The organism is Staphylococcus pasteuri (genome assembly GCF_030547725.1).
Classification (GTDB): domain Bacteria; phylum Bacillota; class Bacilli; order Staphylococcales; family Staphylococcaceae; genus Staphylococcus; species Staphylococcus pasteuri.
In genome coordinates this window covers 1-14,738 of the sequence record NZ_JAUOQO010000010.1, presented here as the reverse complement: position 1 = coordinate 14,738, position 14,738 = coordinate 1, and the positions used below count along the sequence as shown (strand labels likewise).

The 14,738-nt window shown below is 31.6% G+C and carries 11 protein-coding genes and 3 tRNA genes; 5 read left to right on the top strand and 9 right to left on the bottom strand.

Going from position 1 to position 14,738, the window contains the following annotated elements:
- The first annotated feature begins 51 nt into the window (after positions 1–51).
- The gene (locus tag Q4528_RS10785) at positions 52–1,242 is read left to right on the top strand and encodes a YtxH domain-containing protein (RefSeq protein ID WP_303521530.1); all 1,191 of its coding nucleotides are present in this window, start codon (positions 52–54) and stop codon (positions 1,240–1,242) included.
- 76 nt (positions 1,243–1,318) lie between these two features.
- Here Q4528_RS10785 and Q4528_RS10780 read toward each other — a convergent pair whose 3' ends face one another.
- Positions 1,319–2,176: an HAD family hydrolase gene (locus Q4528_RS10780; RefSeq protein ID WP_303521529.1), complete on the bottom strand. Its 858-nt coding sequence runs from the start codon at positions 2,174–2,176 to the stop codon at positions 1,319–1,321.
- 179 nt (positions 2,177–2,355) lie between these two features.
- Positions 2,356–4,161, bottom strand: a complete 1,806-nt coding sequence (gene glmS / locus Q4528_RS10775) for a glutamine--fructose-6-phosphate transaminase (isomerizing) (RefSeq protein ID WP_029056158.1) — start codon at positions 4,159–4,161, stop codon at positions 2,356–2,358.
- 686 nt (positions 4,162–4,847) lie between these two features.
- Between glmS and Q4528_RS10770 the strand changes: the two genes are divergently transcribed.
- From Q4528_RS10770 to Q4528_RS10755, 4 genes are read left to right on the top strand one after another with little or no spacing between them, the layout of a single operon-like run.
- Positions 4,848–6,419, top strand: coding sequence for a PTS mannitol transporter subunit IIBC (locus tag Q4528_RS10770; protein ID WP_072291872.1), 1,572 nt, complete (start codon positions 4,848–4,850; stop codon positions 6,417–6,419).
- Positions 6,420–6,453: 34 nt separating this feature from the next.
- Positions 6,454–8,481, top strand: coding sequence for a BglG family transcription antiterminator (locus Q4528_RS10765; protein WP_017636995.1), 2,028 nt, complete (start codon positions 6,454–6,456; stop codon positions 8,479–8,481).
- A 13-nt stretch (positions 8,482–8,494) separates the two neighbouring features.
- Positions 8,495–8,929, top strand: a complete 435-nt coding sequence (locus Q4528_RS10760) for a PTS mannitol transporter subunit IIA (protein ID WP_017636994.1) — start codon at positions 8,495–8,497, stop codon at positions 8,927–8,929.
- Positions 8,929–10,041, top strand: coding sequence for a mannitol-1-phosphate 5-dehydrogenase (locus tag Q4528_RS10755; RefSeq protein ID WP_017636993.1), 1,113 nt, complete (start codon positions 8,929–8,931; stop codon positions 10,039–10,041). Before Q4528_RS10760 ends, Q4528_RS10755 begins: the two co-directional genes overlap by 1 nt.
- A 104-nt stretch (positions 10,042–10,145) precedes the next feature.
- Here the strand turns inward: Q4528_RS10755 and glmM are convergent, their stop codons facing one another.
- The 7 genes from glmM to Q4528_RS10720 form a co-directional block, all read right to left on the bottom strand.
- Positions 10,146–11,501 (bottom strand): phosphoglucosamine mutase, encoded by a 1,356-nt coding sequence (gene glmM / locus Q4528_RS10750; protein ID WP_017636992.1) that lies wholly within the window; start codon positions 11,499–11,501, stop codon positions 10,146–10,148.
- Between the two features lie 27 nt (positions 11,502–11,528).
- A complete protein-coding gene (locus Q4528_RS10745; protein WP_046466887.1) occupies positions 11,529–12,461 on the bottom strand; it encodes a CdaR family protein in 933 nt (310 codons plus the stop codon).
- Between the two features lies 1 nt (position 12,462).
- Positions 12,463–13,269 carry a diadenylate cyclase CdaA gene (cdaA, locus tag Q4528_RS10740; protein ID WP_026083467.1) on the bottom strand — a complete coding sequence of 269 codons (807 nt, stop codon included), beginning with the start codon at positions 13,267–13,269 and terminating at the stop codon, positions 12,463–12,465.
- Between the two features lie 127 nt (positions 13,270–13,396).
- Positions 13,397–14,302 (bottom strand): arginase, encoded by a 906-nt coding sequence (gene rocF / locus Q4528_RS10735; RefSeq protein ID WP_046466886.1) that lies wholly within the window; start codon positions 14,300–14,302, stop codon positions 13,397–13,399.
- Positions 14,303–14,399: 97 nt separating this feature from the next.
- A tRNA-Lys gene (locus tag Q4528_RS10730) sits at positions 14,400–14,472 on the bottom strand.
- A gap of 3 nt (positions 14,473–14,475) precedes the next feature.
- Positions 14,476–14,550, bottom strand: a tRNA-Gln gene (locus Q4528_RS10725).
- 6 nt (positions 14,551–14,556) lie between these two features.
- Positions 14,557–14,640: transfer RNA gene (locus Q4528_RS10720), tRNA-Tyr, on the bottom strand.
- Positions 14,641–14,738 lie beyond the last annotated feature (98 nt).

Sequence of the window (14,738 nt, the reverse complement as noted above, 5' to 3'; positions counted from 1 at the left end):
GTCCAAATTTTTGATATTGTATTTATATTAACGAAAAGGAGTGCTTAAAATTTGTTTAAATATTATAACTTAGCATTTAAGAATGCTAAACCCCAGAATCTTAAAGCAATATTATTTACATTAATAAGCTTTATCGTCATTTTCTTAGTCGGTAGAGTTGCAATGGCTATGATTGGCCAACAAATGATGCAATTACAAATGATGATGCAATTCGGTCAACCAGCAGGACCATTACTTATTCCAATTATTGGTGTAGCTGTATTAGTCATCTTATTATTTATATTTTTAGGTTATCAGTTATTAGCTGGTGCTATAAATGTTATTTCTAGAGCTATCAGAAAAGATAAAGTTAAATTCTCTGATTTATTTATCGCCTTTAAAAAAGGTCACTATGCTAAAAGTTTATTACTAGCATTAATTACAATATTAATGATTGTTATCATGTCAGTCATTTTATATTTTGTAAATAAATTATTAAACTTGGCACTTTCACCATTAGTTAGTGCTTTACAAGGTCCTTTAAGCAAAATGGATAATCCAATGCCAGCATATTTAACATTCCAAATTGCTGTAACATTAATCGTTGGATTTATCACATCTATCTTTTATTGGTTCTTCTTTGTTTTAATCATTAATTACACTGCAGCATATACTGAAAATCCAAAACAATCTGCTATGACAAGTGTTAAAGATGGATTTAAAGCAATTAAGAATGGTCATAAAACATGGTTGAAATTCTTTATTGGTATTTTATTAATTAATTTACTAATAACAATTATTACTCGTGTACTAGTAACGTTAGTACAAATGGCAACTGGTAGTATGTCACAAACTGTTGCTCAAATCTTATTAGTAACACTTCAAATCATTGTTATTTTAGTAACACTATTTATCTACTATGCTTTACTTATGGGTATCGTTCAATACTTTATTCGCCGTGGCGAAAAAGTTACAACTAACTCTAAAAAGAATAAAGCTAATAAAGCAGTTGCAAATAAAGACACAAATAATAAAACTACAAAAACACAAGATTTACAAGATACAACTAAAGATAAAGTTGATCAACATTCATCTGATTTAAAAGATAACGCAAAATCTACTACTCAAGATTCTAAAAAAGAATTAAACGATAAAGCTACTCAACACAAAGATGATTTATCAAATTCTACAACATCTCATAAAGATAATTTAGAAGAAACAGCTAAAGATACAATTGATAATAATAATCCTAATAATAAATAATTAATAATAAAGGTCGAAGTACAAATATTTAAAATTGTACTTCGACCTTTTTATTATATCTATTTCAATCAATATCTTAACTTAGAAAATGTTTTTTTAAGTATTTGGCTGCGCCATCTTCTTCATTAGTATATTCAGTTACATCGTCTGTTAATGATTGAATTTCTGTACGAGCATTTTTCATTGCAACTGTATAATGTCCAAATTCAAACATAGCTCTATCGTTATCACTGTCACCTATCACAAGTGTTTCTTCTTGTTTAATATTAAAGTATTCAATCATTTCTTTGATACCTGTACCTTTATCAGTATTATAAGCCATTGTTTCAGCGTTATAACGTGAAGAGTTAGATACACTAATATTTAGTAATATTTTATTTTGTTGAAGTTCATCACGAAAACGACTAATTTTATCTAAGTTTGTATTAAATAGATATATTTTTGAATAATCCTTTTCAGGAAATTGATCTACCCATTGAATTTTATCTTTTATGGCTTCTCGTCTTGATGCCCATTCGCTTTGTCCTACATTATTAGGAGGCGTTTCACTGCCACTCACCATTTCACTCATCCAAGATTGATCTTCTTTTAATACTAGGCGTTGTTCACCAAATGGGAATACTTCATAATAAATGTGATGTTGTTGTGCTAATTTCACAATTTGATTCACAGAATCTAAAGACATACTATGCTTAAATATATTTTTATCATTAACTTCACCAGTTGTACCGTTGGAACTTATAATACCATCAACTAAAAAACCTTCTGGTACTAGTTGATGAATTTCAGAATATGAACGCCCAGTCGCTAAGAATACTTTGAATTCATTATCTCTTAGTGAATTAATGACGTCTCTAGTATATTCAGATGCTCTATTATCTTCATGTAAAATTGTACCATCCATATCTAAAAATATCGCTTTTATGTTGTCCATATAATCCTCCAATATGTTAAGTTCTATATTACTTAAAATTTTGTCACTTATTTAAGAAAAGTGCAATAAAAATAATCCCTTTTTAGTCAACTCATAACTAAAAGGGATTATCCTTATATCAACATGTTAAAGTTTCTTAATACCAAAATTATGGTATTCATCACTTTTAATTTTTAAATTTATTCAACTGTAACTGATTTTGCTAAGTTACGTGGTTTATCAACATCAAGATCTCTGTGTAGCGCTGCATAATAAGAAATTAATTGTAGTGCTACTACTGAAACTAATGGTGTTAATAATTCATGAACATGAGGAATGACATACGTATCTCCCTCTTTTTCTAAACCTTCCATTGAGATAATACAAGTACTAGCACCACGTGCAGCAACTTCTTTAACATTACCACGAATAGATAAGTTTACATTGTCTTGAGTAGCTAAAGCAATAACTGGTGTACGATCTTCAATTAATGCAATCGTACCATGTTTTAATTCACCGCCAGCAAATCCTTCAGCTTGAATATATGAAATCTCTTTAAGTTTTAATGCACCTTCTTGACTGACATTATAATCAATAGTACGACCAATAAAGAATGCATTATGTGTTGTCTCAAGGAAATCAGTAGCAATTTGTTCCATTACAGGTGCATCGTCTACGATAGATTCGATTGCAGTAGTAACTTTCGCTAATTCTCTTAATAAATCAATGTCTGCTTCACGACCATGTGTTTTAGCAACTATTTGAGCTAAAATAGATAATACAGCAATTTGTGCTGTATATGCTTTAGTAGAAGCTACGGCAATTTCTGGACCTGCGTGTAATAATAATGTGTGATCCGCTTCACGTGATAATGTTGAACCAGATACGTTAGTTATTGTTAGCGCTTTATGACCTAATTTTTTAGTTTCAACCAATACGGCACGACTATCTGCAGTTTCACCAGATTGTGAAATATAAATGAATAATGGTTTTTCAGATAATAAAGGCATGTTATAAACAAATTCAGAAGCTACGTGTACTTCTGTTGGTACACCTGCCCATTTTTCTAAGAATTCTTTACCAACTAAACCAGCATGATAGCTAGTACCAGCAGCGATAATATAGATACGATCAGCTTGTGCAACATCATCTACTATGTCTTTATCAATTTTTAGATTACCTTCGTCATCTTGATATTCTTGTATAATTCGACGCATAACAGCTGGTTGTTCGTGAATCTCTTTTAACATGTAGTGATCGTAAACACCTTTTTCAGCATCTGATGCATCAATTTCAGCAGTATAAGCGTCACGTTCTTGAACTTGACCGTTAATATCCTTGATAATAACTTCATCACGTTTAACGATAACAATTTCATGGTCATGAATTTCTTTATATTGATTAGTTACTTGTAACATAGCTAATGCATCTGATGCAATGACATTAAAACCATCACCAACACCGATTAAAAGTGGTGATTTATTCTTAGCTACATACATAGTATCTTTATCTTCTTCATCTAATAAACCTAAAGCGTAAGAACCATGTAATAATGAAACAACTTTAGTAAATGCATCTTCTGTTTCAAAACCTTGTTTAGAGAAGTATTCAATTAATTGAACGATAACTTCTGTATCTGTTTCAGAAACAAATTTAACATCATTTAAATATTCATTTCTTAATTCTTCATAGTTTTCAATTACACCATTATGTACTAGTGTAAAACGACCAGTAGTTGATTGATGTGGATGTGAGTTTTCATAGTTAGGTACACCATGTGTTGCCCAACGAGTGTGACCGATTCCAACAGTGCCATCAATATCACTACTATCCGCTACTTTGCGTAATTCTGCAATACGACCTTTTTCTTTAAATACTTTAGTGCCTTCGTCGTTTGCTACAGCAACACCAGCTGAATCATAACCTCTATATTCTAATTTTTCTAAACCTTTTAATAATAATTCTTTGGCATTATCATAGCCAATATATCCTACTATTCCGCACATATTTACTTTTCCTCCAGTTATTGAAATAACGTTAGTAGCAATGATTTATTACTTATAATTTAGTTTAGTAATCTACTATCATTAGCGTTCATATTTGTAGTAACTTTTATCTTAGTTTAACCACACTTGAAAATAAGCGTGATAAATTATCACACTTAAACTTCTAACGTTTTTCATTTTATATAATATTAATTGGCGATCTTATTAACTTTGTCCAATAGGTTACCCTACTGTTTTACTTAATAAGCTAACGAATGAGCCACATCCGGGATAGCATCCGCCGATCTATTCGATCACTATCCTCCTCGTCTACAAGTTATAAATGTACGCTATAGAAATTTATACAAATAGATTTAATTTCTAATCCTCACATGTCATTAATAGCTTGCACAGGCGCTTTGTAATATTGTTTTACTATCCTCCCTTCCATTAGAACCTATTGTACAATGTAGTTTGTCTTAATTGCAAATATTTTCACAAGGTTTTTGTAAAAAATATGTACTACCATTTCCATTTAAAATTCATTGTAATAAAGCTTTTAATTTACATTATCTTTACCTATATATTATAGAATGATTGTTGTCATGATTATTATGACAAATTTGAATTTTGTTCTTGTTGTAGTAATTGTCTACTTAGATTTACAATAAATATAGTCAAATACTAATTAAAAAAGAGGTGTAGATATGGCTCAGAAACAAGAAAACAAAGGTTTTGGCCGTAAAGTTCAAGCATTCGGTTCTTTTCTTAGTAGTATGATCATGCCAAACATTGGCGCGTTCATCGCTTGGGGATTTATCGCTGCTATATTTATAGACAATGGATGGATGCCTAATAAAGATTTATCTCAATTAGCTGATCCTATGATTAAATTTTTAATCCCATTATTAATCGCATTTAGTGGTGGACGTTTAATCCACGGATTACGTGGTGGTATCATTGCTGCTACATCAACTATGGGGGTTATCGTAGCATTACCTGACACACCAATGTTACTTGGTGCAATGATTATGGGACCATTAGTTGGTTGGTTAATGAAAAAAACTGACGAATTTGTTCAACCTAGAACACCACAAGGTTTCGAGATGTTATTCAATAACTTCTCTGCTGGTATCCTAGGTTTCATCATGACAATTTTAAGTTTTGAAATTTTAGCTCCAATCATGAAATTCATCATGCATATATTATCAGTTGCAGTTGAGGCTTTAGTTCATGCTCATTTACTTCCAATCGTAAGTATTTTAGTTGAACCAGCTAAAATTGTATTCTTAAATAACGCTATCAACCATGGTGTATTCACACCACTTGGTGCTGACCAAGCTGCTACAGCAGGTCAATCAATACTTTATACAATTGAATCAAACCCTGGACCTGGTTTTGGTATTTTACTTGCATATATGTTCTTTGGTAAAGGAACTGCAAAAGCTACTTCTTACGGTGCAGGAATCATCCACTTCTTAGGTGGAATTCATGAAATTTATTTCCCTTACGTATTAATGAGACCAATGTTATTTATCTCAGTTATTTTAGGTGGTATGACTGGCGTTGCTACTTATCAAGCAACTGGATTTGGATTTAGAAGTCCAGCGTCACCAGGATCATTTATCACTTATTGTATTAACGCACCTAAAGGTGAATTCCTTCATATGTTATTAGGTGTAGTATTAGCGACATTAGTTTCTTTCGCTGTTTCAGCAATTATTCTTAAGTTCACTAAAGAACCTAAACAAGATTTAGAAGCAGCTACTGCTCAAATGGAAGCAACTAAAGGTAAAAAATCAAGTGTATCTTCAAAATTAACTAATAAAGATAATAATGATTCATCAGTTAAAGCTACTACTGCTGGTGCTGCAACAGGTGCTGGCGCTGCAGGTGCTGCTACTTCAACAGAACAATCTGATGATGAAGATAATGCTGATCAATTATTAGATAATTATAACACTGAAGATGTTGATGCCCACGATTACAGTAATGTTGACCATGTTATCTTTGCATGTGATGCGGGTATGGGTTCTAGTGCAATGGGTGCTAGTATGTTACGTAATAAATTCAAAAAAGCTGGCATCTCAGATGTAAATGTTACAAACACAGCAATTAACCAATTACCAAGTGATGCTCAATTAGTTATCACTCAAAAAACATTAACTGACCGTGCAATTAAACAAGTACCAAATGCAATTCACATTTCAGTTGATAACTTCTTAAACTCACCAAGATATGAAGAATTACTAAATAACCTTAAAAAAGAAGAACAATAATTTTTAAATATTAATATTAATGGAGGATACCGCCATGTTATTGAGTACACGTGAAAAAGAGATTATAGAACTTTTAATCAAGTATCACGGACAATATGTCACTATATATGACATTGCTCAACAACTGGCAGTGTCCTCTCGTACTATTCATAGAGAATTAAAGCACGTTGAATCATATATAGATACCTTTTCAATTCAACTTGACCGAGTTAACAAAAAAGGTATTCGTTTAAATGGGGATCAACAAGCTATTCAAAGCTTAAAATATGAAATGACGCAACAACAAACTATAGACTTATCAGTTGAAGAACAAAAGGTCATTATTTTATATGCTCTTATTCAATCTAAACATGCCGTTAAACAGTATAGTCTTGCTCAAGAAATCAGCGTTTCTATCCAATCATTAGCTAAATTATTGGATGAATTAGAACATGATTTAGAATCATATCAATTATCCTTAACACGAAAACGTGGCGAAGGTGTTATGTTAAATGGTACTGAATCTAAAAAAAGAGAGTTCTTAAGTCAGCTAATGGTAAATAATTTAAATAGTACAAGTGTTTATTCAGTTATTGAAAATCATTTTGTCTATCAATCATTACATCAATCTCAACAATCACTTGTGGATTTAGACCGAATATTTAAAGTTGAGAGAATTCTAATGGATTATTTAGGAGAGCTTCCCTATTCACTAACAGAATCTAGCTATCTCACGTTAACCGTTCATATTGTACTAAGTATTACTCGTATGCAAAACAATGAATATGTATCACTTAATGAAGATATTTATCAATCGGTAAAACATACATTTGAACATGAAGTAGCTAGTGAAATTGCTAAACGTCTAGAAGATTTATATGATGTCCAATTCAACCAAGCTGAAGTCACATTTATTACCATTCACTTGCGGGGTTCAAAACGTAAAGATACTAAAGATACTTTATTTGAAGATAAGAAAAATGAACAAAAAATAAAATCTTTCGTGCAAAACGTAGAAGAGATTTCGGGTCAATACTTTGATGAAAAAACTACTCTAATTAATGGATTATCATTGCATATTAATCCAGCAATCAATCGTTTAGAATCAAATATTGAAACATATAATCCTTTGACCGATATGATTAAGTACAAATATCCAAGACTATTTGATAATGTGAGCAAAGCATTGCATGTTGTTTGGCCAGAGTTAATCTTTCCTGATAGCGAGATTGCTTTTATTGTCCTTCATTTTGGAGGATCAATTAAAAACCAAGGACATCAATTTTTAAATATTTTAGTCGTCTGTAGTAGTGGCATAGGTACAAGCCGTCTATTAGCAACTAGACTTGAACAAGTGTTTAGTGAAATTGAACGAATTACACAGGCTTCTGTAAGTGATCTAAACGTGCTTGATTTATCTCAATACGATGGTATTATATCCACCGTAAATTTGGATATAGATAGGCCATTTTTAACAGTTAATCCTTTACTCCCTGATTCTGACATAGGATATGTCGCTTCATTTTTAAATACTAAAGAAGCACACCATATGAATCAAAATGAAGGAAAAGAATTAATTAATTATTCACCTGAAGATATTATGGAAACAATACGTCAAGGTTTAAAGTTAGTTGATTCCGTGAAAATAGAATATAAATCAGTAGATAATTGGAATCAATATTTATCTGATTACCTAGTAAGTCATCGTATTATTGATGATGGTCAGTCATTCGCTGAATTATTACAACATCGGTTGGAGGAAAATCCTAATTGGATACTAAGCCCCTACCCTATAGCTATTCCTCATATGAGAGATTCAATGTTTAAAGAACCATGTATCCTCATAACTATTTTGGAGGAACCTATAAAGATGAGTAATATTCAAAATGACAATGACTACATTAATTATATGTTAAGTATGTTTATTCCAGATAATGCAATCATGGTAGATCTTGTTAGTACAATTTCCGAAACACTAAGCAACCATTTGGAAAACTTAGATGATTTTATGAAAAATCCACATGACTTTAAAATTATACTGGAAAAGCAATTTTTAAAACGAATTAAAAAACAATTAATTTAGGAGTGTATTTATAATGAGCGAATTATTCAGTAATGAAAACATTTTTATTAACGTATCAGTAGCAAGCCAAAACGATGCAATCGAGAAAGCAGGACAAGCTCTAGTTGATAGCGGAGCTGTAACTGAAAATTATATTCAAGCAATGAAAGATCGTGAAGATGTTGTTTCAACATTTATGGGTAACGGTTTAGCAATTCCTCACGGTACTGAAGAAGCTAAAGGAAATGTCATTCAATCAGGCTTAAGTTTATTACAAATTCCTGAAGGTGTTGATTGGAATGGCGAAGAAGTTAAAGTTGTCGTTGGTATCGCTGGTAAAGACGGAGAACACTTAGACTTATTATCTAAAATTGCGATTACTTTCAGTGAAGAAGAAAATGTAGAACGTATTATCAACGCTAAATCTGCTGACGAAATTAAACAAGTCTTTGAGGAGGCTGATGCATAATGAAAGCAGTACATTTTGGTGCCGGTAATATTGGTCGTGGATTTATTGGATATATTTTAGCTGATAATAATATTAAAGTTACATTTGCAGATGTAAATGATGAAATTATTAATGCATTACAAACGGAACATGAATACGATGTTATTTTAGCAGATGAAGCTAAAACTACTACAAGAGTAAACAATGTAGATGCGATTAATTCTGCTAAACCTTCAGATGAATTGAAACAAGCTATTTTAGAAGCTGATTTAATTACAACTGCTGTTGGTGTTAACATTTTACCTATTATTGCAAAATCATTTGCTCCATATTTAAAAGAAAAAGAAAACCATGTTAATATCGTTGCTTGTGAAAATGCTATTATGGCTACAGATACACTTAAAAAAGCTATTTTAGATATTACTGGTCCTTTAGGCGACAATATTCATTTTGCAAACTCTGCAGTTGATAGAATTGTTCCATTACAAAAAAATGAAAATATTTTAGATGTTATGGTAGAACCTTTCTATGAATGGGTTGTTGAAAAAGATGCTTGGTATGGCGAAGAATTAGACCATATTAAATATGTTGATGATTTAACACCTTATATTGAAAGAAAATTATTAACTGTTAATACAGGACATGCTTTCTTAGCATATGCTGGTTATAACGATAATAAAGCAACTGTTTTAGATGCAGTTCAAGATAGCACTATCGAAGCTGGTTTAAGACGTGTACTAGCTGAAACAAGTGATTATATCACACGTGAATTTGATTTTTCTAAATCAGAACAATCTCAATATGTAGAAAAAATTATTGAACGTTTCAATAACTCTTATCTATCTGATGAAGTAACACGTGTTGGTCGCGGAACTCTACGTAAAATTGGTCCTAAAGATCGTATTATTAAACCATTAAATTATTTATATGAACATAATTTAGAAAGAGATGGCTTAGTTAAAGCAGCTGCCCTACTTTTAAAATATGATGATAAAGCTGACCAAGAAACTGTTGAAAAGAATAATTATATTCAAGAACATGGTGTAAAATCATTCTTACAAACGTATGCTAAAGTTGAAGGACCATTAGCAGAAGAAATTGAAAAAGAATATAATGAACTTATTTCAAAATAATATTTGTTGAATCAAAAATGGACCAGATGTAAGCTTCTGGTCCATTTTTATTATATATATTTAAAGAACGTGCCTTTTCATTTATGGCACGTTCTTTATTTGAATTATTTATCTAAACCCATTTTGTCTTCTACGACATCAGCAATTTGTTGGGCATATCTTTTTGCATCTTCATCTGTTGAAGCTTCAACCATTACTCTTACTAATGGCTCTGTTCCAGAAGGACGTACTAAAATTCTACCTTCTCCATTCATTTCAACTTCAACTTTAGTCATTACTTCTTTAACATCAATATTTTCTTCAACGCGATATTTATCTGTTACTCTTACATTTATTAATGATTGAGGATATGTTTTCATTTGTGAAGCTAACTCACTTAATGATTTACCTGACATTTTGATGATAGCTGCTAATTGTACACCAGTTAATAAGCCATCACCTGTTGTATTATAATCCATTAATACGATATGACCTGATTGCTCACCACCAAGATTATAATTTCCTCTTCTCATTTCTTCTACAACGTAACGGTCTCCAACTTTAGTTTTATTAGATTGAATGCCTTCATTTTCTAAAGCTTTATAAAAACCTAAATTACTCATTACAGTTGAAACTATCATATTATTATTTAATTCTTGGTTTTTATGCATTTCTTGACCAATAATAAACATAATTTGGTCTCCATCAACGATTTTACCATTTTCATCAACAGCAATAATTCTATCTCCATCTCCGTCAAATGCTAAACCAAAGTCACTTCCAGTTTCAAGAACTTTTTTTGCAAGAGCTTCAGGATGTGTAGAACCACAATTTTCATTAATATTGTATCCATCTGGACTACAACCCACTGTTTCAGTATCAGCTTCTAAATCGCCGAATAAAAATGGTGCTAAAGAAGATGTAGAACCATTTGCACCATCTAAAACAATTTTCATACCTTCTAAATTAACATCTACAGTAGATTTTAAATAACTTAAATATTTTTGTGCACCTTCAAAGTAATCTGAATAATGAACGATTTCTGTACCAGTTGGTCTTGGTAAACTTGGATTTTCTTGATCAAGTAATTCTTCGATTTCATTTTCTTGATCATCTGATAATTTGAAACCATCAGAACCAAAGAATTTAATACCATTATCTGCAACTGGATTATGTGATGCAGAAATCATTACACCTAATTCTGCGTCCATTTCTCTCGTTAAATATGCTACACCTGGCGTTGAAATAATACCCAATCGCATGACTTCAGCTCCAATAGATATAAGTCCTGCAATGAGTGCTGATTCTAACATTTCTCCTGAAACTCTTGTATCTCTACCAACAAGGACTCTAGGGTGATTTTCCCCTTTATTATGTGCTAATACATAACCACCATATCTACCTAGCTTAAACGCTAGTTCAGGTGTTAATTCTTCATTTGCTACACCTCTGACACCGTCAGTACCAAAATATTTTCCCATGTTTTACTCTCCTTTTATTTCTTTCAATTATTTAACTGTGATATAAGCTTTTGTTTCTTCAGGGTTAACCCTACTTACACTTTTAGGTAAATCAAATTTTACAGTTTTCTCAGTGGACTCTGAAATATCATCTAAGTCTATTTCAGCTGTAATATTATTTATACCCTGTATATCTTCTCTACTACCATAAATTTCAACTTCATCGTCATCTAATTTAACATTATCTACCTTTTTATTGTCTTTTAATTTTCCAGTCGTCTTTGTGTTAACTTTAACCTTTTTACTATAAGGTTTAACAGACACTTTCAAATCAACTTCATCTGGGTTAATAGAAACATTCATTTTATTTAAATCTTTGTCATAAGCATTTACTGTAGCAATATCTTTAGTATCTTTACTTATTTTACTAGAATTTTTGAATGTTGCTTTTAAGTAAGCAATTTGTTTTAATTGTTCTTCTCCACCAGTTACTTTAACTGTTTCAGGTGAAATTTTTTGATTATCAATTTGGTAACCATCTGCAATATCACTTTGACTTACATCAGGCTCTACATGCATTGTTTTAGTTATTTTCTTTTCTAATGTGATGTTGGCTGATTTAGGTTTAACATTATAATTAATGCTATTATTTAAACCTTTAACTTGAAATTTCTTTTGATATTTACCAGCTTTTTCACCTGATAAATCTACAACAACTTTTAAATCATCGGGATCTTCAATTTTTATTAACTTTGATTGTGTACCAGAAATATTTACATCTACTGTGTCTGGTACATGTGTAGCGTGTAAATCTTTATGGTTATATATCGCTTCTACTGGAACATCTTGTATTGTTTTTGTTGATTTCTGTGATATGTCATCAGAGTTAAAGATATTCCCAAATACATTATTCACTGATAAGAAGAAAAATATAGCTAATATCAGTGCAACGAATCTTAATCCCCATTTACTTTCTAACATATTAATTCACACCTTTCTTTTGAAAGTGTGTGCCAAACCAATGTTCAGATAATAGCTCTTCAAACACTTCATTTGAAATATCTCTTCTTAACTTACCATCAAAAGTAACTGAAATATCACCAGTTTCTTCTGACACAATAACTGTAAAAGCATCAGATACTTCTGAAATACCTACAGCTGCTCTATGTCTTGTACCTAAACTTTTAGATATTTTAACACTATCTGATAATGGTAAATAACTTGCTGCTGCTGCTATTTTAGTTCCTTGAATTATCATTGCACCATCATGTAATGGTGTATTAGGTATAAACACATTGGTTAATAATTCTTGAGAAATTTTAGAATCCATAGGAATACCTGTTTCAATATAATCTTGAAGACCAGTTTCCTTTTCAAAAACTATAAGTGCTCCAATACGACGTTTAGCCATATATTGAACCGCTTTTGATACAGATTGAATTAATTTCTCTTCATCTTTAGTATAGGCGTTGGTATAACGTTTTAAGAAACTACCTCTACCTAATTGTTCCAAAGCTCTTCGAATTTCTGGTTGGAATATTACAATTAATGCCAATACTCCCCATTGAATCACAATGTCAAACAATTTTGAAGTTGCAGTCAAATTTAGTATTTTACTGATTTGTTGACCGATTACTATTACAACAATACCTTTTAATAATTGTATTGCTTTTGTACCTTTAAAAACTGTAATCAGTAAATAAAGAACATACCACACAATCAATAAATCGAGGACACTAGTTATGACTTTTAAAGTACTAAAATTTTGAAAAAAATTGGAAAAATCCATAACATCTCCTCCGATAACATTTTCCATATTATTCATTATATCAATCATTAGAACACGTGTCATATGAACACTAATAAAAATGAAAAAAACTTGCATGTCGATTAACATGCAAGTTACATAAATTAAATTATAGTAGTGTTTCTCCAAAAAATGTACCAAGTAATGAAACAGCTTGTTCCGCTGTATTGTTATGTAAATCAATTAATGGGTTAACTTCAACTAAATCCATAGATGTAATCATTTTGCTTTCATGAAGTAATTCAAGCGCAAAATGACTTTCCCTATAACTTAAACCACCTAACACTCTTGTACCGGTTCCTGGTGTTTCTGTAGGGTCTAATGCATCAACATCTAAAGATAAATGTAATCCATCGACATTTCTATTTTTTAAATATTGTACAGACTCATTTATTACAGACTCAATACCTAACTTATCAATATCAGCCATTGTATAAGTTTTAATATTTTGTTCTTTAATATAATGACGTTCCCCTTTATCTAAATCTCGCATACCAATAAGAACAACATTTTCAGGTTTTAGTTTAGGTTGAAAATCATTTAAATTCACAAGTTCACTTGGCCCTTCTCCAAGTAATATTCTTAATGGCATACCATGTATATTACCAGATGGAGATTCATCAGGAATATTTAAATCACCATGTGCATCATACCAAATTACCCCTAAATTAGAGTAGTGTTTACTTATTCCAGAAATAGAGCCTACTGCAATAGAATGATCGCCACCTATCACTAGAGGAAAACTATTATTGGATATAGTTTGATCAACTTTATCACTTAAAGTGTTTGAAACTTGAACAATTTCATCATAGTTTCTTAAACCTTCTTGCTCAGAGTTGAATTTTTTTAAATCTATTGTCGGTACATCAATATTACCTCTATCACTAACATTTAGACCAATATTTTCTAATCTATCTTGTAAACCAGCATACCTTATTGCATCTGGACCAAGATTGACTCCTAATTTTCTTTGACCAAATGTTGAAGGTACCCCAATAATATCTATATTTTTCATCTTATTCTCCACCTCTTTTAAGTATTAGTTATAGAATAATGTATTCGTTTACATAAAACAATAAAAAAAACATCTTTCCTAAGAAAGATGTTTTGAGTGAGCCATAGAGGATTCGAACCTCTGACCCTCTGATTAAAAGTCAGATGCTCTACCAACTGAGCTAATGGCTCTTATGGCTGGGCTAGCTGGATTCGAACCAGCGCGTGACGGAGTCAAAGTCCGTTGCCTTACCGCTTGGCTATAGCCCATTAAGATGGTGGAGGGGGGCAGATTCGAACTGCCGAACCCGAAGGAGCGGATTTACAGTCCGCCGCGTTTAGCCACTTCGCTACCCCTCCGACATATTTATTTAAACAAAATAAATGGTGGAGAATGACGGGTTCGAACCGCCGACCCTCTGCTTGTAAGGCAGATGCTCTCCCAGCTGAGCTAATTC

Coding starts and splice junctions, on each gene's coding strand:
- cdaA (WP_026083467.1), bottom strand. CDS start 13,269: ATGGATTTTTCCAATTTTTTTCAAAATTTTAGTACTTTAAAAGTCATA.
- rocF (WP_046466886.1), bottom strand. CDS start 14,302: ATGAAAAATATAGATATTATTGGGGTACCTTCAACATTTGGTCAAAGA.
- Q4528_RS10780 (WP_303521529.1), bottom strand. CDS start 2,176: ATGGACAACATAAAAGCGATATTTTTAGATATGGATGGTACAATTTTA.
- glmS (WP_029056158.1), bottom strand. CDS start 4,161: ATGTGCGGAATAGTAGGATATATTGGCTATGATAATGCCAAAGAATTA.
- Q4528_RS10770 (WP_072291872.1), top strand. CDS start 4,848: ATGGCTCAGAAACAAGAAAACAAAGGTTTTGGCCGTAAAGTTCAAGCA.
- Q4528_RS10755 (WP_017636993.1), top strand. CDS start 8,929: ATGAAAGCAGTACATTTTGGTGCCGGTAATATTGGTCGTGGATTTATT.
- glmM (WP_017636992.1), bottom strand. CDS start 11,501: ATGGGAAAATATTTTGGTACTGACGGTGTCAGAGGTGTAGCAAATGAA.
- Q4528_RS10760 (WP_017636994.1), top strand. CDS start 8,495: ATGAGCGAATTATTCAGTAATGAAAACATTTTTATTAACGTATCAGTA.
- Q4528_RS10745 (WP_046466887.1), bottom strand. CDS start 12,461: ATGTTAGAAAGTAAATGGGGATTAAGATTCGTTGCACTGATATTAGCT.
- Q4528_RS10765 (WP_017636995.1), top strand. CDS start 6,454: ATGTTATTGAGTACACGTGAAAAAGAGATTATAGAACTTTTAATCAAG.